Source organism: Anabaena sp. TISTR 8404, assembly GCF_056847745.1.
On the sequence record NZ_CP180578.1, the window covers coordinates 2,135,560 to 2,153,772 of the forward strand.

Annotated in this window: 15 protein-coding genes; 7 read left to right on the plus strand and 8 right to left on the minus strand. The window is 41.5% G+C overall.

What is annotated here, in order from left to right:
- Positions 1-180: 180 nt before the first annotated feature.
- Entirely contained in the window at positions 181-1,104 is a 924-nt protein-coding gene (locus tag ACMX3D_RS09345) for a DMT family transporter (RefSeq protein ID WP_482751148.1), read from the minus strand.
- A 286-nt stretch (positions 1,105-1,390) separates the two neighbouring features.
- Here ACMX3D_RS09345 and ACMX3D_RS09350 point away from each other — a divergent pair, with 286 nt between their 5' ends.
- Together ACMX3D_RS09350 and ACMX3D_RS09355 are read left to right on the plus strand one after the other, a co-directional pair.
- Positions 1,391-3,469 (plus strand): cytochrome-c peroxidase, encoded by a 2,079-nt coding sequence (locus ACMX3D_RS09350; protein WP_482751149.1) that lies wholly within the window; start codon positions 1,391-1,393, stop codon positions 3,467-3,469.
- A gap of 729 nt (positions 3,470-4,198) precedes the next feature.
- On the plus strand, positions 4,199-7,147 hold the full coding sequence (locus tag ACMX3D_RS09355; protein ID WP_482751150.1) for a zinc-dependent metalloprotease: 2,949 nt from the start codon (positions 4,199-4,201) through the stop codon (positions 7,145-7,147).
- Positions 7,148-7,236: 89 nt separating this feature from the next.
- On the opposite strand, the gene ACMX3D_RS09360 is transcribed toward ACMX3D_RS09355, so the two are convergent.
- Positions 7,237-8,463 (minus strand): hypothetical protein, encoded by a 1,227-nt coding sequence (locus ACMX3D_RS09360; RefSeq protein WP_482751151.1) that lies wholly within the window; start codon positions 8,461-8,463, stop codon positions 7,237-7,239.
- 311 nt (positions 8,464-8,774) lie between these two features.
- On the opposite strand from ACMX3D_RS09360, the gene gntT reads away from it, so the two are divergent.
- A complete protein-coding gene (gene gntT, locus ACMX3D_RS09365) occupies positions 8,775-10,133 on the plus strand; it encodes a guanitoxin biosynthesis MATE family efflux transporter GntT (RefSeq protein WP_482751152.1) in 1,359 nt (452 codons plus the stop codon).
- Between the two features lie 104 nt (positions 10,134-10,237).
- Here gntT and ACMX3D_RS09370 read toward each other — a convergent pair whose 3' ends face one another.
- Positions 10,238-10,690 carry a DUF29 domain-containing protein gene (locus tag ACMX3D_RS09370; protein ID WP_482751153.1) on the minus strand — a complete coding sequence of 151 codons (453 nt, stop codon included), beginning with the start codon at positions 10,688-10,690 and terminating at the stop codon, positions 10,238-10,240.
- A 457-nt stretch (positions 10,691-11,147) separates the two neighbouring features.
- Here ACMX3D_RS09370 and ACMX3D_RS09375 point away from each other — a divergent pair, with 457 nt between their 5' ends.
- Positions 11,148-11,957: a TPM domain-containing protein gene (locus ACMX3D_RS09375; RefSeq protein ID WP_482751154.1), complete on the plus strand. Its 810-nt coding sequence runs from the start codon at positions 11,148-11,150 to the stop codon at positions 11,955-11,957.
- 124 nt (positions 11,958-12,081) lie between these two features.
- A complete protein-coding gene (locus tag ACMX3D_RS09380; protein WP_482751155.1) occupies positions 12,082-12,711 on the plus strand; it encodes a precorrin-8X methylmutase in 630 nt (209 codons plus the stop codon).
- A gap of 62 nt (positions 12,712-12,773) precedes the next feature.
- Here the strand turns inward: ACMX3D_RS09380 and ACMX3D_RS09385 are convergent, their stop codons facing one another.
- The 5 genes from ACMX3D_RS09385 to ACMX3D_RS09405 all read right to left on the minus strand — a co-directional run bounded on the left by ACMX3D_RS09385 (position 12,774) and on the right by ACMX3D_RS09405 (position 17,088).
- Positions 12,774-13,460 (minus strand): phosphate ABC transporter permease, encoded by a 687-nt coding sequence (locus tag ACMX3D_RS09385; protein ID WP_482751156.1) that lies wholly within the window; start codon positions 13,458-13,460, stop codon positions 12,774-12,776.
- Between the two features lie 26 nt (positions 13,461-13,486).
- A complete protein-coding gene (dapB, locus tag ACMX3D_RS09390; protein ID WP_482751157.1) occupies positions 13,487-14,323 on the minus strand; it encodes a 4-hydroxy-tetrahydrodipicolinate reductase in 837 nt (278 codons plus the stop codon).
- A 126-nt stretch (positions 14,324-14,449) separates the two neighbouring features.
- Positions 14,450-14,920, minus strand: a complete 471-nt coding sequence (locus tag ACMX3D_RS09395) for a CRR6 family NdhI maturation factor (RefSeq protein WP_482752309.1) — start codon at positions 14,918-14,920, stop codon at positions 14,450-14,452.
- Positions 14,921-14,972: 52 nt separating this feature from the next.
- Complete coding sequence (gene rdgB, locus ACMX3D_RS09400) at positions 14,973-15,557, minus strand: RdgB/HAM1 family non-canonical purine NTP pyrophosphatase (protein WP_482751158.1); 585 nt, start codon at positions 15,555-15,557, stop codon at positions 14,973-14,975.
- A 94-nt stretch (positions 15,558-15,651) separates the two neighbouring features.
- Complete coding sequence (locus ACMX3D_RS09405; RefSeq protein ID WP_482751159.1) at positions 15,652-17,088, minus strand: phosphoglucomutase/phosphomannomutase family protein; 1,437 nt, start codon at positions 17,086-17,088, stop codon at positions 15,652-15,654.
- Between the two features lie 275 nt (positions 17,089-17,363).
- Here ACMX3D_RS09405 and ACMX3D_RS09410 point away from each other — a divergent pair, with 275 nt between their 5' ends.
- Together ACMX3D_RS09410 and ACMX3D_RS09415 are read left to right on the plus strand one after the other, a co-directional pair.
- Positions 17,364-17,696: a DUF433 domain-containing protein gene (locus ACMX3D_RS09410; RefSeq protein ID WP_482751160.1), complete on the plus strand. Its 333-nt coding sequence runs from the start codon at positions 17,364-17,366 to the stop codon at positions 17,694-17,696.
- A complete protein-coding gene (locus ACMX3D_RS09415) occupies positions 17,693-18,052 on the plus strand; it encodes a DUF5615 family PIN-like protein (RefSeq protein WP_482751161.1) in 360 nt (119 codons plus the stop codon). Before ACMX3D_RS09410 ends, ACMX3D_RS09415 begins: the two co-directional genes overlap by 4 nt.
- Positions 18,053-18,213 lie beyond the last annotated feature (161 nt).

Here is an 18,213-nt window from a genome sequence, read left to right on the forward strand (position 1 = left end):
CTCCTCGTAGGAGAGGGGCTGGGGGTGAGGTCAAAAAAGCACTCATCGAACTCACATTAAAATGGTATGACACACTCGCAGAAATCATAACAAATACAAACTTACTGTACCTCGGTATATGTAAATATGTAATGTATGCTGTTAATAAGTAAGTTTGCTTGTCATGTTAAATACGCACAATTAATTTCTTTTGCCCAAGGCGATCGCCATCGAACCAGCTACTACTAAACAAGCTCCGATCATGCCTATGAGTGTGATGTTTTCTGCTGGAATTAATGTAGGTGTGAATATTGCTACTAACTCAACTGCTATTAATGTCACAATCGGGGCTAAAGTCAGCACAGCACTAACTCGTGATGCTTCCCAATGTTCTAATGATTCTGCAAAAGCACCATAAGCAATTAAAGTATTGAAAGCACAAAAAATTAACATACTTAATTGCAAAGTATTCAGTTTTAAAATAGTGTCTGGTTTAGCCAAAGGTGTAAGTAATAAAGCACTGCCTCCATAAATCAACATCATGATGCTAAAAGAAGACAACGATTGTAATAACTGCTTTTGTACTAAAGCATAAACAGCCCAAACAGTTGCACCTAAAACTACTAAACCACTACCAAAAATATATGTGCCATGTGCAGTAATTAAATTGGTTAGTTGGTCACGGAAAAATATAATATACCCACAAATAAGTACACCAACCCCAATCCATTGACCCAACGTATAACGTTCTTGAAAAATAAATAACCCACCTAAGCCTAATAACAAAGTAGATAATTGAATCAGTACTTCTGCATTAGCAGGGGATGTCAGTGCTAAACCTTGCATGAATAAGAAATAATTAGCGCCTAACATCAGTGTAGCGATCGCTAACAATTTCCAAGAGCCAGAATGCAATTCACGTAACTTTGGTAACTCACCACGTACTCCCAAATAGATAGTCAGCAGTACGAAGGACACCAAAAAGCGAAACCAAACCACTGTATAGACATCCAGCGCTTGTACTATCACAGCCAGCGCGATCGGTAAGATTCCCCACAATAAAACAGTCAGTAGAGATAATGCCAGCCCTAAACGCCAGCGGCCAGAGTTTTGATGTAGTGACATTCAGTTATGGTATCAAAACTCTGGCGTTAATGCAGACCTCACAATCATCCTTGAGACTCAGGCAAAAACGTTATTTGTTGAGATTGGGTGTAATAGAACAAAAAACAACAGCCTTAAGACAGAAGCATTTTTATACATCTATATAGTAAATACTAATCAATTAATTTTTTCGCTGTAATATTTTTAGCTTGGAAAAATTAAATAAATACTATACATTGAATATCAAGTTAATAGATTGCTATAGACTTTAGTTCAATCTACTTAATGTTTTTTATTACTAAAAAACATGGCAATTTTACCTGTCATCATTTTCGGACTCGTGATTACGAGCCTAGTTATCTACGTTCTACTTATTTCCAAAGGTAGATGGCGAAACAGGCAGAGAATTAAATCTTTGCTATCTCAAAAGCTGAGATCTAAGTTGCAAAAAGCAATGATAATTGGAGCGATCGCAACCTTCGCCATCATTGCAGGAAACACCGTATCAGCACAAGTTACACCGCCCTTAGCTTCCCTCAAAACAGTTACAGTTCCAGAACCTGACAATCTTACAGACTTCGTAAAAAACAAAGTCGCCGCAATCAAGTTAGGAAAAGTACTGTTTTGGGATATGCAAGTGGGTAGTGACGGTGTAACCGCCTGCGCAAGTTGTCACTTCCATGCTGGTGCTGACAACAGATCCAAAAATCAAATTTCTCCGGGACTATTGCGAGTTAACGCCGACCAAACAATCAATCCAGATACAGTGTTTGATGTTGGTGGTGCGCCCAACTATAAACTTAAGCCAGAAGATTTTCCTGTCCAAACTAATGATGTCGTTTCTTCCCAAGGTGTCTTTAACAGCAAGTTTGTTGATGTCACACCTGGCAATGCCCAAGACCAAGTAACCTTAGTACCAGATCCTGTATTTAACATCGACGGTACAAATGTGCGCCGTGTCGAACCGCGTAACACACCAACTGTCATTGATTCTGTCTTTAACTTCCGTAACTTCTGGGATGGTAGAGCGCAGGAAGTCTTCAATGGAGTAAATGAATTTGGATTAAGAGACCCCAACGCTTATGTAGCCAAAGCAATTACTCCCAGTCAACTGGAATTTGTAAAAGTTAGCTTCAACCATGCTTCTTTAGCTTCCCAAGCTGTTGGCCCGCCAATCAGTTCTTTTGAGATGTCTGCTGATGGTCGCACCTTTGCTGAAATTGGTGATAAGTTCGGGTCAGTGGACAGCAAATTTCATCTTTTTAAAATTTTTGGCAAAGGTAAGAAACTACCCAGACTACTAGGGAAAAAGTTACTTGGTCTAAGACCACTGGGTAAACAATTAGTGCATCCCTTAGATAGCGTTTTAGGTTCAGAAAGTCGGTTACTTTTACCTGGAACTTTAACTCCCACCTATCAACAACTAATTGCTCAAGCATTTAAACCTGAATGGTGGGCATCCAATCGTATTATCCAAGTGAATGCTGACGGTAGCAGAACTTTCGTCAATCAACCACCAAACCGCCCCTTAGAGACCAATGAGTACACATTAATGGAGTACAACTTCTCATTGTTCTTCGGACTGGCGGTGCAGCTGTATGAGTCTACACTCATTGCTGACGATACACCTCTTGACCGCTTCTTAGAAGGAAACACCACAGCCCTCAGCGCCCAGCAGCTAAGAGGAAAAGAACTCTTTGAAGGCAAAGCTCGATGCACCACCTGTCACAATGGTGCAGAACTTACAAGAGCTTCTGTTAGTGCTGTACAGCAACAACGTATCGGGATACTGAATATTCCGAACTTTCCCAGAATTGTCTTTGACGAAGGCTTCTTCAATATTGGTGTGAGACCCTCTTTAGAAGATCTTGGTGTTGGTGGGAATGATCCCTTTGGCAATCCACTGTCAGAAGCACGATTATCTTTGTTAGGGAAGTTTCAGCAATTGCTTGGTTCTGACCCTAATACAACAGTTACTGCCAGTGACTTATTACTTGCAGATGGTAGTTTCAAAACACCCGGACTACGCAACGTCGAACTTACAGCCCCTTACTTCCACAATGGCGGCTACTTGACTTTGGAACAAGTTGTGGACTTTTACAATCGTGGCGGAGACTTTCGTCAGCAAAGCGCCCTCGCCCCGTTAAATTTAACGGAAGATGAGAAAGCTGATTTGGTGGCGTTTCTTAAAGCTCTAACTGATGAGCGAGTTCGCTATGAAAAAGCTCCTTTTGACCATCCACAATTGTTCGTCCCCAATGGTCATCCTGGTGACTCTACCTCTGTTACCGACGATGGTACAGGCAAAGCTACAGATAAGTTCCTGGTAATTCCTGCTGTGGGTAAGTTTGGTGGCAATGGTACACCTAACTTCTTGGAAAATTAGTCAGTTAGCCAGGTTTTGCAAATAACTAATACAGCAGGGAACAGGGAATAGGGGACAGGGAACAGGCTTGAAAGTCTTGTGTTACATGGCTTTTTGGTGAAAACTGGTACCTCATTCATCTGTAATCTGCTGTATTTTAGTACTACCCCTGTAGAAATACAGGGTTTTTTTGTAATTAGTTAAGGCGAATCGTCAAAACCCAAAACACTTAGAAGAAAAATTTGCATCAGTTGTTACTATTTACCCGATTTAATGTTAAATATTTATTAATTTTTTATTGTTGAGTTTGGTTTTGAGATGCCAAAGCTTAAAGTATAAAGTAGTATGTATATTTTGTTGACACTAAGACTTAAGAACAGCTAAATTGCAAGCAGTAAGGGGTTTGTATCGGAGATAAACTTTATTTTTACCTTTAAAAATTGTTTATATATCAATAAATCTATATATCCTATAAGTTTTTGCCTAAATTGTGTAATTTTTACCAGTATCTTGACTCGGCTAGGGACAAAATAATACTTACCAAGTATTCCATAAGTAATTGTTAGTCAGAATACTACAGTAAAGCTGCATCACAGAACAGAAACCAATCTATAAAAACTGAAGTGAAAAATCTGTCTTTGGATGTCAGATAACTTCGGATATTTTTAGGTTGCTTATACTGATGGCATCAAAAAATTTTCTTGGTAAAAATTAAAAATTATCTAGTAATCTTTATCAGGGCAAAATTAAATGAATAAAGTAACATTTTACGTACTTTTGTTGCATGGATTATTACTAGGAATAGCAACTGCCAATGCTGAGTCGCCACGTAGTCATAAAGACATTAAAGCATTGGGTATTAACCAGAGTTCAGAAGTTGCAGCCACCACCAACAGCACACAACCTAGTTGGAAAAAGTTACCATCACCGCAAGTTTGGGTGATTAATCAGGATAAAAAAGTCCAAAGTCAGCCTTTTACTTGGGTAGTGAAAAATCTCAAACAAGCACAAAGACAACCCTTTTTAGAAGTTGCCAAACCAAGCAGTAAACCGGAAAAAAAGCCAGATTCTACTGTTAAACCAGCAACTAAAGATAATTTAGAAAACTTTGATGAAGTAATTAAAGATACAGAAAAAAAAGAGGGACTATTCACCCTTTATCGCAATCAAAAAAAGAATAAAATTTATCTCGAAATTAAACCTGAACAGTTAAATAATAATTTCCTGGCAACAGCCACACTAGAATCAGGAATTGGCGAACGAGGTATTTACAGTGGTATACCTTTGCAAGATTTTTTGTTTTATTGGCAACGGGTAGATGACAAATTACACTTTGTTGTCCGCAACGTAAATTTTCGCACGCGGGAAGGAGATCCACAAGCGCGATCGCTTGCCCGTTCGTTTAGCGATTCAATTCTCTACATGTTACCCATCAAAAGCATTCATCCCCAACGCAAAACACTCCTCATCGATTTAAGTGAGTTGTTACTCTCAGACTTGGCAGGATTATCTGCAAGTTTAGGTGTGAACGCTACCAAAGACCAGTCATACTTTGGTGATGCCAAAGCTTTTCCCCATAACGTCGAAATTGAGTCGGTGTTGAATTTCTCTAGCAGCAGTAGTAGCAGTCGCAACAATGAAAGGCTGAGTTTTGCTTCACTGCCTGATGACCGTGGCTTTACTTTGCGCGTCCACTACAGTCTTTCACAGTTACCAAATAACGGTTATCGCCCCCGGTTGGCTGACGAACGAGTTGGTTATTTCATTACTGCTTACCAAGACTTAACCAAAGACAGTGGTGATCCTTTTGTCCGTTATATCAACCGCTGGCATTTAGAAAAAGAAGACCCCAAAGCCAAAATCTCCCGTCCTAAAAAACCAATTGTTTTTTGGATTGATAACGCAGTCCCTTTAGAATACCGTGATGCCATCAAAGAAGGCATATTAATGTGGAACAAAGCCTTCCTGAAAGCAGGATTTAAAGATGCCATTGAAGCCCGACAAATGCCAGATAACGCCACTTGGGATCCTGCGGATATTCGCTACAACACAATTCGGTGGATAAACACAGTCGATGGTTATTTCGCAATGGGGCCATCCCGCGTTAACCCCTTAACTGGAGAGATTTTAGATGCAGATATTTTAGTCGATGCCAGCTTTGTGCGGGCGCTGAAAAGTGAGTATCGTAAAATTGTTCAACCTAATCAAAACCAAAACCGCACATCCTTATCAGCCTGGATGCAAAATCGCTTTCTTTGTGGTGGTGAAGCTGCAAAAGACGAAAGTTCTCTACAGCTAGAACAAAATGGATTGTTGCGCAATTTATCTAAACTAGCTGGAGAGTATGATTTATGTTACGGCATGGAAGCCGCTAACCAATTTGCTTTTGGTTCCTTGGCAATGACACTTTTGAAAGACGGTACACCCAGCCAAGACCAAGTAAAACAATATATCAATCAATATTTACGTTTAATTATTGCCCACGAAGTCGGTCATACTCTGGGTTTGCGACATAATTTCCGGGGTAGTACTTTACTACCACCACAACAGATGAATAATAAAGATGTCACCCATAACAAGGGTTTGACTGCTTCTGTGATGGATTACATTCCGCCAAATATTGCACCTCAAGGCACAAAGCAAGGTGATTATTTTCCCAGTGCGGTAGGGCCTTATGATGAATGGGCGATTCAATATGGTTATGTAACTACCCAGGCGACAACTCCCATTGCCGAAAAACCATTGTTACAGGAAATTGCTAACCAATCTTATAAGCCAGAGTTGAGTTATTCCACAGATGAGGATGTTTATGACCTCGATCCTACAGCTGATGCTTGGGACAATAGTAACAATGTGTTGGTGTATTCTCAGTGGCAATTAGATAATTCACGGGTGATGTGGGAACGTCTAAATAGAGGTTATCCCACTGCTGGGGAAAGCTACAGCGATTTAAGTGAACGCTTTAGTACGGTATTGGGCAACTATTTTCAGCAAATTTATTATGTCAGTAAGTATATTGGGGGACAGTCTTTTTACCGCCTCAAAGGTGGTGATGTTGAGTCTAGCAAACTGAGCGATCGCGGCGATCGCCAAAATCGTTTACCATTTCAACCAGTCCCCGTAGAAGAACAACGGCAAGCTTTAAAAACGCTGCAAAAGTATGTGTTTGCTGAAGATGCCTTAAAATTTGCTCCAGATTTACTGAATAAATTAGCACCTTCTCGTTGGCGACACTGGGGTAGCTATCCCCGCGTTGGCCGTTTAGATTATCCCATTCACGAGTTAGTCTTATTCTTGCAAAGTGCCGTGTTGCGAGACTTACTCTCAGGCGATCGCCTCAACCGTCTCAAGGATTTAGAACTCAAAGCACAATCAGGTAAAGCACTGAGTTTGCCTGAATTATTTGATACGCTCCAAGATGGCATTTGGACAGAAGTCATCAAACCCCAAGGGTCAGCTTTGCAAATATCCAGTATGCGGCGAGGTTTGCAACGAGAATACCTGAATCTCTTAATTGGGATGGTGTTGCGCAAAGACAATGTCCCAGAAGATGCCCGGACTTTAGCTTGGTACAAACTCAAACAATTAGATGAAAAACTAGCGCAGGTCAGTTCTAATGATGAATATAGCAAAGCCCATATTCTTGAAACACGCGATCGCATCGAAAAAGCCTTGAATGCCCCATTGCAAGGAAATTAAGTTAACTTGAATTCGATTAACTTCTCCCTTGCTCCCTGCCCCCTTGTGGCTTCAATGTGCTTTCTTATATGCTTAACAGCTTATCAGCCTTACGGGAATGGAGTCAAAACTCTCAACTCTTTTGGCTGATCTTGATAGATTTCTGCTTGCAGGGGACTATAAATCAACTCGTACCAATAATGTCCTACCCGTGCATCAAATCCTTGGGGTTGGTCGCGCATGAATAGGTGTAAACATTTGGCAGATGTGCCTGGTAACAACTGCCAAGAGAAACAATTGGGCTTACCTTCGTGAGGATGAGCGATCGCTTCTATGTGTAAACTAGTTGCCAAGCCATAAGCTGCATAAGGGGGAGCAGTAGAACCAACCGCAAACCAATCAGGCACAGGGAAGACTTGCTCAACATCTTGGGTTTGCCCTAAATTTATATGAGCAAAATAATGCAATCCAAAGGGCAAATAAACTACCTCTGGTGCATCAGCCATCTTGTCTTCTGGATGTTTGGGTTTACCCTTGACAAATAATTCCTCAATCAAATAATCTGCGCCAGCGTATAAACTAATCACCCGATAAAGTTCACAGACTAAATGCCGATTTTGTCCTGTAACTGGGTCTGCACCCATGTAATCAAAGGGTTCAGAAGCAATGGTCACACTAGCACGCACTGGGCCACTAGATTGAGCCACTAATCGATAAGAGTGATTAAACAAAGACACTTGATAGTAAGGTGATTTGGGATAAAGCGTCCCTGGTAATTGAATTTCACTCACTTGCATACAACGTTTTTCTGGTTCTTGACCCAGCCATTCGCCCCGTGCCGACCGAAACGGATCGAGAAATTCCTGGTTGTCTAACTGCACACTAGTAGCCGAACCAGAAAACCAGTTGTGTCCGTTATCTTCCGGTGCTGGGATGAAATTGAACCAAACAATCAATCGGTTATTAACTAGTCTGACTCCCCTGGCTCGCTTATCTGACCCGTAAACTATTTCTAAAGACGGCTCACATAATCTTTTCGGGACTGGTTGACCTTGGTCAACTCGAATGAAAGCCGAAGCTAAAACATCATTTTCACCACAAGGCGGAATTGGTTTTTCTAGATGAAAGATTAAAACATCACGGCTAGGATCTTCAGGGTCAACCTGATCTACTTGCGCTTTGATTGGTGTGCGTGTCAGGTCATGTAAGTCAGTGAGGATCAGCTCATCTGCTGGGATTTGCCATTGTGTAGCGATCGCTTGCCAAGGTATGCTTACATAGCCGCTACGTCTGTAATTAGAGCGATTAAAAACAGTTAATAAATTCAGGTATGGCATTTGTTTGCCCTCCTGGAAGATGTTTTTAACAAAATAGCTAATTGTCAGAACTGTCTTTAGACAGATTCATCCAAATATAAAAAGTAGCGCAACAATTTGAGGAACTTGTGAGGGATGGGGATGAAAGCGGTTTTAGTTTACGTGTAAAGAGCCGCAAAAATGTTTCAGGACAAAGACGCTGCGATCGTGTCCATCCAACCCTACACCCTTGCTGCCTTAATGCTCATTTTTCTACTAGACACGATGTAATCTGTCATTTCTGACTGAAATAGTACAGACTGGAATATAAATTCCAGTACAGACAACAATCTATGACAATTGCGGTCTCACCCAAGTACAACTTCTTGCCTCGCTTTTTCAAACTGGCCAGCATTAGCGTGCTATCCAACATGATGGTTCCTCTAGCAGGTCTAGTGGACATCGCCTTTTTGGGACACTTGGCAGATATCCGTCACTTGGCCGGAGTTATCTTGGCAACTATTATTTTTGACTACCTTTACCGGGTGTTGAAATTTCTGCGTTCTAGTGTGAATGCGCTGACTGCACAAGCTGTAGGACTTGATGACCACAAAGCCATACTCTTAGCCGGGATACGCAGTGGCTTAATTGCTCTGGGAATTGGCTTATTAATTCTATCCCTACAATACCCATTACAAAAAATTGGCTTCACGATTCTCAGTGGTTCTCCAGACATTGAAATTGCTGGGGCTGATTATTTCCAAGCCAGAATTTGGGGAGCGCCAGCCGTGTTGCTCAATTTTGTATTAATTGGCTGGTTCATGGGACAAGAAAAGAATAGCGTCGTCCTGCTTATGTCTGTGATTGGTAATGGTTCCAACGTGCTGCTGGATTATTTGATGATTTCGCGGTGGGGTTGGGAAAGTATGGGAGCCGGACTAGCAACAGCTATTAGTCAATATCTGGCGTTACTGACTGGAGTGATATATGCCTGCTTTAACATTCCCTGGCAAACTTTACCCGCTGCTATGCAAGAAGTTTTTGATTGGGTAGCCTTAAAAGATACTGTGGCGCTCAAAAGTAACATTCTCATCCGATTTGTAGTATTGATTTCTACCTACGCCATTTTCACCAACTTGAGTGCAGCAATGGGAACTGAAATCTTAACAGAGAATGGTTTGCTATTACAGATTGCTTTGTTGAGTCAGTTCACCGTGCAAGGTGTGGGTATGACAACTCAAACACTAACTGGCAACTTTCACAGCAAAGGCGCTAAAGAACAAATGAGTTCATTACTGACTGTCTCTGTATTAACCAGTTTGGTAATTGCCTTGGGTTTTGCTGTAGTGTCGGTGCTGTTTCCTGATACAGTGTTCGGACTGTTAACTAATCACGCAGAAGTCAACAAACATATCAGTACTTCTACTGTCTGGTTGCTGCCACTTTTGGCATTAACAGCCATTGCCTTTATGCTAGAAGGTTACTTCATTGGTTTAAAGGAAGGTGCGACTCTACGTAATGCCGTTTTAATGGCTTTTGGATTTGGCTTTCTGCCTGTAGCAATTACAGCCTGGTATATTCACAATAACCAATTGCTGTGGATGTCTCTGGTAGCTTACATGGCAATTAATCTGACAGTACTGCTAATGCAAATACCCCGAACATTAGATAGCCAAACCCTAGAAAATCAACAACCACTACCATCGAGTTAGTTTAGGTAGTGACAATGATTTTGTAATTAAAAGCGATCGCATCTCAGGTTGAATCAAAAAATCCACAAATCTCAAATCATTTGGCAAAGATACAACGCCAGAAATTAGTTAGGTAAAAATTCATCGTCAATTACATTTGGTAGACTATATGGGCATTCTTGAGGAAATGTTTCTAAAGGTAAGCCAGTTTCAGGTTTTGCTTGTTTGACGGCTTCTGTATAAGACTCTGCAAATATACTTTCTAAATAAGGCTTGAGGCTGGGAGATTCTTTGATTGCTTTCTTGATTCGTCCGCGATGTTCAACAATACTTCCTTCCCAGCTACCACTTCTATTCTCAGGTTGAAACTGCCATTTCAGCAGATCCAAGATAACTATAATCAAGTTGCTTTCTAAACTTCTTCTCTCACTTTTTCCCATATCCTCAATTTCTTCGAGCAGATTTTCCCAATCCACATTGGAATAGTCTTGATTGCGGAGTTTTTCTACAGTTGTCTCTATCCATTGCAGATAATCTACCTCATAAAGATTGGGGAAATCAGTTTTTAGAGGAGACATAGCAGTTTCCATTGTGAATTGGCTAAATAATCAACTGAGTGAAGAAGCTGCACATATTTTATCTTGTGACTTGTCAAGCTTTTTGTTTCACGCAGAGGTGTGGAGGAGAATGTCAGAGTGAGTTCTGGCAAAATCTTCTATTGTTTGACCAATTTCATCAACTTTTCAATTGACAAAAATCAAATTGAAGTGTATTACAGTATTCAAAATTTCCAAAAATCTCATTTTAGCCTTACAAAGGACTAAATCTAGAAGTAGCGTAGAGGCAAAGCCGCTTTGCCTCTACGCTAAGACGTTTTATCCCGCAAATCGATACCACAAATCTCTCATATCCAATACTTTTCCTAGACCCTAATATTAGAGTAAAGTAAACAAGTGTAAAGAAGTATCACTTTTGTCTTTTACTTTTTAAAACAACTTGTTCACTTTTACTGTAGATATTTGTATAAGAACATCCATGCAGTCTTGTTTTTGGCGACGAATTCTAGTATCCATTGCAGTATTTTTCGTGGCTGGGTCAATTTGGATAGCAAATCCCTCCTCAGCGCTTGCTTATGACAATCCTGAGTTGTTGCCCAATTTCCAAACTCCGGTGATTGATTTAGCGAAAACTCTCACTGATATTCAAGAAGACAAGCTAGTTTCAGAAATAGAGCAATTTGAAACCGAAACTGGCTGGAAACTGCGAGTATTAACACAATACGATCGCACCCCTGGTCGAGCAGTAATTAATTACTGGGGTTTGGATGATAAAAGTATCCTGTTAGTAGCTGACTCTCGTGGCGGTAACATTCTCAGCTTTAGTGTTGGCGATGCAGTTTATGAACTGTTACCCCGCACATTTTGGATTGAATTACAAACTCGCTTTGGTAATTTGTACTTTGTACGCGAACAAGGCGAAGACCAAGCAATATTACAAGCCCTAGACTCAGTTAAAGGCTGCTTGCTAAAAGGTGGTTGTAATGTTGTGCCTGGACTGCCAAGAGAACAGTGGATTCTCACTCTAGTTACTTCCGTTATTGGTGGGATAATTTGCGGATTTGCCGCCCAACCTCGTAACGACAAACAAATTTTCGCTTGGCAATGGGCATTAATTTTCTCTCCTTTATGGGGAATTTTGTTCATCGCCTTCGGTATTGGGCCAGTTGTTACCCGCACAAGCGATTGGCTACCTTTAGTTCGCAATATTTCTGGCTTTTTAATCGGTGCATTAGTTGCTTACCTATCTCCTGTATTCAGCCGTCCTTCTTCAAGTGCGGAGTTGTAAATGCTGAGTTTATGAGTGCTGAGTGCTGAATTCAGACTTCAGACTTCAAACTTCAGACTTCAGATGACTCAGTACTCACTCTCAGCTGATAAGCTGAAAGCTGGTATATCAGCGCTGAATAGTGATGGAATGGCACGTAACTGATGCTCAAAGTTTAGCAATCATAGATAGTGAAATTGGCGATCATGTCTTTTCACCCGCAGAATATGAGATTGTACGGCGGGTGATATATGCTACGGCTGACTTTGAATATAAGTCTTTAATTCGATTTTCGGAACATGCTTTGCAAGCAGGTGCAGCGGCGTTAGCAGCACGTACAACAATTGTGGTTGATGTGCCGATGGTACAAGTAGGTATTGCCTACGATATCCAAAACACCTTTGCTAACCCAGTCTATTGCAGCATGGAAACAGTCACACGTCCCCAAAAGGAAAAAACTCTGGCAGCTTGGGGAATTGAAACCCTCGCCAAGCGTTATCCAGAGGGGATTTTTGTGGTTGGTCAAGCCCAAACAGCACTAACAGCACTAGTGGATTTGATTGAAGCTGAAGAAATTCGGCCAGCTTTAATAATTGCAACTCCAGTTGGATTTGTAGATGTGGATACTGCTAAAAGTCGCTTACAAGACTCTTTAGTGCCTTATATTACAATTGACAGTCGCAAAGGTAATGCCGTTGTCGCAGCTGCGGTTGTTGATGGACTGGTAGATTTGGCTTGGCAAGCTTACGGACAGAATGCAAATCGGCAAAGCTAAAAGAAGTATGAAGTCTGAATTATGAAGTATGAAATTTCAGACTTCATACTTCACACTTCATTTTATTCTTCATATCTCCGACGACGGCGGCGTGGTCTGTCTTGTTGGTCTTCGCGTAAGCGGCTACTGACTTCCGAAAAGAAGTCTCTACGGAGATAGGGGTAATCGTTCACCCACAAGTCACGGCTGGGAATGTAAACTTCGCTGAAATCGTCAATAGTGCTTAAATCTGGACGATTTGACATCACTATCATTTCAGCGATTTGACCACGAGCGATCGCTTTATGAAAAGGTTTTAGTGGCGCGTCTAACTCTACGCTAAATCCGGTGTCATCGCCAACTTCTAGGTTGATGCGTTTTTCTCGATTTTCAACAATTACTAATTCCCCTTTGCTGTTGACAGTTTCTTGTTTACCAATCAATCTGTCTGTAATCCACCAATCTAAAATTCGCCCACGGAAAAAGCCGCTGTACTTATAACGGCGGCATTTTGCATTCCGTACACTTGCTTGAAACACGGGAAACCACAGCCAAAAAAGCGCCCCAATTACCCCAAGAAAAAAGAGGATGGGGCCAAAATCCAGCCCAAACAGGACTTTTACTAGTAAAATTACAACTACAGAAACTACAGAAACTAATAGCCGCTGTAAAAAATTAGAAAATTTCCCCCAGTAGTACTTGTACTGCTGACCAGTAGCAATGAGGGGGACGACTTGTTCAAATTTCTGGCGAGTCAGTGGGACAAGCATGGGTGCTGGGTGTTAAGTGCTAATTTTTAGAGTATCTTTTCTAAACCATACACTAACGACTTTAACTGTGTGACTTTGCGAATTGCTAGTAGTACGCCGGGCATATAGCAAGCGCGATCGCTTGTATCATGGCGTAATGTATAAATTTGACCAGCCGCACCAAAAATTACTTCTTGATGTGCTATCAATCCCGGTAAACGGACACTATGAATTCTAATTCCTTCATCTGCTAGGCTCCCTCTAGCTCCAGGTATTTTCTCGGTTTCTTCCACAAGAGGCGGGTTAAAAGTTTTACCCATTTCTGCTAATAACTGTGCGGTTTGAATTGCCGTACCGCTTGGTGCATCTGCTTTTTGGTTGTGATGCAGTTCGATAATTTCTACATGGTCAAAATACTGTGATGCGGTGACTGCGGCTTGCTGTAACAATACCATCCCAATTGAGAAATTAGGAATAATCAAGCAACCAGTGCTGGCTTTTTCGGCAAAGTCTGCCAAATTTTGGATTTGTTCTGGGCTTAATCCTGTAGTCCCGACAACTGGACGAATTCCATAGGCGATCGCACTCCGCACATTGTCATACACTGAATCAGGATGGGTAAAGTCTACTATGACCCCAGGTGGCAGTTGTCTTTCACCAGCAACATATCCTAACATCGGTTCTAATTGGTCAGTGATTGGCACTTCCAATGGTTCACTTAAACCTGCTAGTTCACCCGCGTCTTTACCTTGGTGTTCGGGGTTGCGGTCAATTGCACCCATCAAAGTTAAATCAGGTGCTTGTGCGATTGCTTTGACTACTTCACGTCCCATTTTGCCAGCAGCACCGTTAATAATCACCGGAATCGGAGTTTGATTTGTCATAAGTCAATGGTCAATGGTCAATAGTTTATGGTGACACGAAAGCAGCTTGTTTCCTACCTCCCCAATTAACGTGGCAAGTCTAATATGTTTACAGACGAAAGCGAAAATTCGCCTGTAAACTCTCATTTAAAACATCTCAAATAATCCTTCATCTAATTCATAACCCAGCATTTGCGCCATAGATTTGAGCCGCGTTGAACTGGGAATATCTTGCTGTTTTAACCAATCAGTTAAAACAAATATTTTGTGCATTAAAAATATTTCTAATGCTTCAGGATTATATTGAATGCCTTCTTTTGTACTAAATTGGTGCGGTACAAGCATGGCGGTGTAACGAGCCAATTCTCCAGCTTTCCAATCTAGTAAAAAAGGCAACCAGGGATATTTGGCATCTAAGCGGATAAACCACAGGCGCAACTCTGCAACTTCCGAAAGTTCGCGCGGATCTCCAGGTTCTAAAGGGTAATCGATATCAAAGCTTAACTGCTGTTCATAGGAAGCGACTCTCTCTTGCAGCAGTGGTTCAATTACCGTTAAAGCAGGTGATAAATCTAATTTGTTAATCGAGTCTGTATTGAGTGCGATCGCAATAGCCATAGTAATTTGTAATTTATACTTGCTACGTCTATGAAAATAGGTAGTACGAACTTTACCCAGCACTCAGTATTGTACTCAGTTGTGGTAGTAACGCTGCAAATGCATTACCACGATGACTAACTGACTTCTTATCCTCTGGGGACATCTCGGCAAAGGTTAACTGTTTTTCTGGAACGTAAAACACAGGATCATAGCCGAAACCACCATTACCACGCGGTGCATGAAGAATTTCGCCACGACAAATCCCTTCAGTTTGCAGGACTATCTCACCATCCGGACGGGCGATCGCTACTGCACATACAAATTGTGCTTGCCTGTTAACTTCGTTACCTAATTCTTTAAGTAGCCTAGCAATACGCTCTGAATCAGTTTTGCCATAACGGGCTGAATAGACTCCCGGCACACCATTCAACGCATCTACCTGCAAGCCAGAATCATCTGCGATCGCCCATTGTCCTGTAGCTTTGGCAACTTCGGATGCTTTTAAACAAGCGTTAGCCGCAAAAGTATCACCTGTTTCTTCTACTTCTAGTTCTTCTGGCTTAAGAGTTAATTCCCAACCAGAACTTGCTAGGTAAGCTTGCATTTCCCGCAACTTACCTGGATTGCTTGTGGCGACTACGAGTAATTTGGTCATTGGTCAATAGTCAATGGTCAATGGTCAATAGTCTATAGTGTTTTCTTGATGAAGATAAACTTTTGACTATGGACTCTTGACCCTTGACTAAATTTTACTCGGCCCACTGTCTCGCCCAATCAAGGGTTTGATGTACTTGTTCAAGGGTAGGGGCTTCGCAGTAAAGGCGCAATACTGGTTCAGTACCGCTAAAGCGAATCATTAACCAACTGTTGTCAGCGAGGCGGAATTTATAACCGTCAATTGTTTGACAATCAATGACTGCTTTCCCTGCAATTTCGGTTAAAGGTTGGGTTTGTAGTTGTTGTAAAAGACGCGATCGCACTTCCATACTGGCTAAAGGTAAATCGATGCGATCGTAGGCGGAGTTAAATCCTGTTTGCTGTTGCAAGTAGGAATAATACTCACTCAAATCTTGCCCAGATTCAACAATGGCTTCTAATACATACAATGCTGACAACAGCGCATCTCGTTCTGGAATATGGCTACCGTAGCCAATACCACCGGATTCTTCACCACCCAGCAGCACTTGTGAGACTAACATTCTGTCAGCGATGTATTTGTAACCAACTGGTGTTTCAAACAAGGAGAGATTGTGTAATGCTGCGACACGGGGAATCAAATCAGAACCACTGACTGTTTTGATGATTTCACCTGTAAAGCCACGTCGCAAAGTTAAGTGGTCAATTAATATCGGGATTAATATTTGCGAACTTAAGAAGGTAGCGTCTTGATCTACCGCAGCGATGCGATCGCAATCTCCATCAAATACTAAACCAACAGTTAAACCTGATTTATTAGTTTCTCTGTGAGTTTTAATAACTTCAAATAGTTTAGAAAGGTATTTAGGTAGTGGTTCCGGCGCACCACCCTCAAATAAGGGGTCACGGTTGCTGTTGAGTTCCTTTACCTGATCACCTAATAATCTTGCCAGACCGCCTGCTGCTGCACCGTGCATCACATCAGCGAATACAGTTAGCTTACCAGAGGCGATCGCTTCGCGGATTTTGGCAATATCAACTTTGCCTTGTAGTCCTGCGGTGTAACTCGGCCAAGGGTCAAACTTGTCCAACTTGCCAGGAGTAGCTGCTGTTGGTACACCCTGCGGTAGCAGTGCTTCTATCTCTTTGGTAAATTCTGGCGGTACTGAGCCACCAAAATATCCTTTGACTTTTAATCCTAAATATGCGCCAGGATTATGACTAGCTGTAATAACTAACGCACCCAACGCATTGAGTTGTTTAGCAGCCCAGCTAAAAGCTGGTGTTGGGGCATAGCTTTCACTGAGTAAAACATCAAATCCAACGGCGGTGACAGCATCAGCCACAGCACGAGCAAAGTCTTCCGCCATAAATCGGCGATCGTAACCGACAATGATAGTTCGGCTACCCACTGTAGAGTAATAAGTATCATATAAGACTTTAGCGGCAACTGGTGCTACTAAGGCGAGACGCTCAAAGGTGAATTCTTCACCAATCACACCTCGCCAGCCATCTGTACCAAATTTGATTGAGTTAGCTACAACTGGCATCGGGGTATCCTAACTTTTCATCTGAGGATTCTAGCATTTGTACAGTGAATCGAGTAAAAAAAGTACCTGTTTAAAACTGTGTAGGAAATGTTGGGGTATATATTTATTTCACTCAAAGCCAGCTATCCTTTTGCCAAGGGTAAGGCCGAATGCAATTCTCTTTCTCTCTCAATCTTTTACAGGCGATCGCTAACAACAAGCAACTTTGCGTCTACGCAAATCATTCTAAAATTTAAGTAAAGCGATCGCCTGAATAACATTACGATTCAAAATTAATGCAACTAGAAGATTATTTTGACTTTCTTTCACCCGATGATATTCGCCTGAAAGGACACCGTATTGGTATTGATAATGTCCTTGAATATTATTTAGAAGGATATACACCAGAAGAGATTGTTACTAATTTGCCTTCTCTAAGTTTGGAGCAAATCCACGCGACTATTACTTACTATTTACATAATCGCACTCAAATCGATGCTTATTTGTCACGACTGGCAAAATGGCGTGAACAGCGTTACCAAGAATCTCTGACTCATCCTTCACCCTTAGCACAACGCCTGAGAATATTAAAAGCACAAAGAATTAATCAACAGGTAAATGCTTTGTGAAGGTTCGTTTTTTACTCGATGAAAATTTATCACCGCGTCTGAAAGTAGCTGTCCTTCGTCTTAACCCAGCAATAAATATTTTGCGTTTAGGTGAAAGTAATACGCCACAATTAGGAACTTTAGATCCTCATGTGTTGCGTTATTTAGAATTATCTCAACGGCTGTTGGTAACAGATAACCGTGCTAGTATGCCATCTCATCTAGAAGCACATTGGGCAGAAGGTGGACATATTTGGGGATTATTTTGGGTGCGTCCTAGAATATCAATAGGACAATTAGCACAAGAACTGTTGCTGATTTGGGAAACAACAGAAGCTGAAGAATGGCTAGATCAGTTAGAGTGGATTCCATTTTAAGCGATCGCTTCTCAACTTATACCCTCAAATAAAGCGATCGCCCTCAGAACACCATCATTGCACTTGAAAACACGACACTTCGAGTAAAAAGCTCAAGCGATCGCCTTCATAACACCATCATTCCACCTCAGAACAAGAACATTCTCGTTTGGAACATGAAA

Coding starts and splice junctions, on each gene's coding strand:
- ACMX3D_RS09385 (WP_482751156.1), bottom strand. CDS start 13,460: ATGCTTGTCCCACTGACTCGCCAGAAATTTGAACAAGTCGTCCCCCTC.
- ACMX3D_RS09360 (WP_482751151.1), bottom strand. CDS start 8,463: ATGCCATACCTGAATTTATTAACTGTTTTTAATCGCTCTAATTACAGA.
- ACMX3D_RS09410 (WP_482751160.1), top strand. CDS start 17,364: ATGCAACTAGAAGATTATTTTGACTTTCTTTCACCCGATGATATTCGC.
- ACMX3D_RS09395 (WP_482752309.1), bottom strand. CDS start 14,920: ATGGCTATTGCGATCGCACTCAATACAGACTCGATTAACAAATTAGAT.
- ACMX3D_RS09380 (WP_482751155.1), top strand. CDS start 12,082: ATGGAATGGCACGTAACTGATGCTCAAAGTTTAGCAATCATAGATAGT.
- ACMX3D_RS09350 (WP_482751149.1), top strand. CDS start 1,391: ATGGCAATTTTACCTGTCATCATTTTCGGACTCGTGATTACGAGCCTA.
- rdgB (WP_482751158.1), bottom strand. CDS start 15,557: ATGACCAAATTACTCGTAGTCGCCACAAGCAATCCAGGTAAGTTGCGG.
- gntT (WP_482751152.1), top strand. CDS start 8,775: ATGACAATTGCGGTCTCACCCAAGTACAACTTCTTGCCTCGCTTTTTC.
- ACMX3D_RS09355 (WP_482751150.1), top strand. CDS start 4,199: ATGAATAAAGTAACATTTTACGTACTTTTGTTGCATGGATTATTACTA.
- ACMX3D_RS09375 (WP_482751154.1), top strand. CDS start 11,148: ATGCAGTCTTGTTTTTGGCGACGAATTCTAGTATCCATTGCAGTATTT.
- ACMX3D_RS09405 (WP_482751159.1), bottom strand. CDS start 17,088: ATGCCAGTTGTAGCTAACTCAATCAAATTTGGTACAGATGGCTGGCGA.
- dapB (WP_482751157.1), bottom strand. CDS start 14,323: ATGACAAATCAAACTCCGATTCCGGTGATTATTAACGGTGCTGCTGGC.
- ACMX3D_RS09370 (WP_482751153.1), bottom strand. CDS start 10,690: ATGTCTCCTCTAAAAACTGATTTCCCCAATCTTTATGAGGTAGATTAT.
- ACMX3D_RS09345 (WP_482751148.1), bottom strand. CDS start 1,104: ATGTCACTACATCAAAACTCTGGCCGCTGGCGTTTAGGGCTGGCATTA.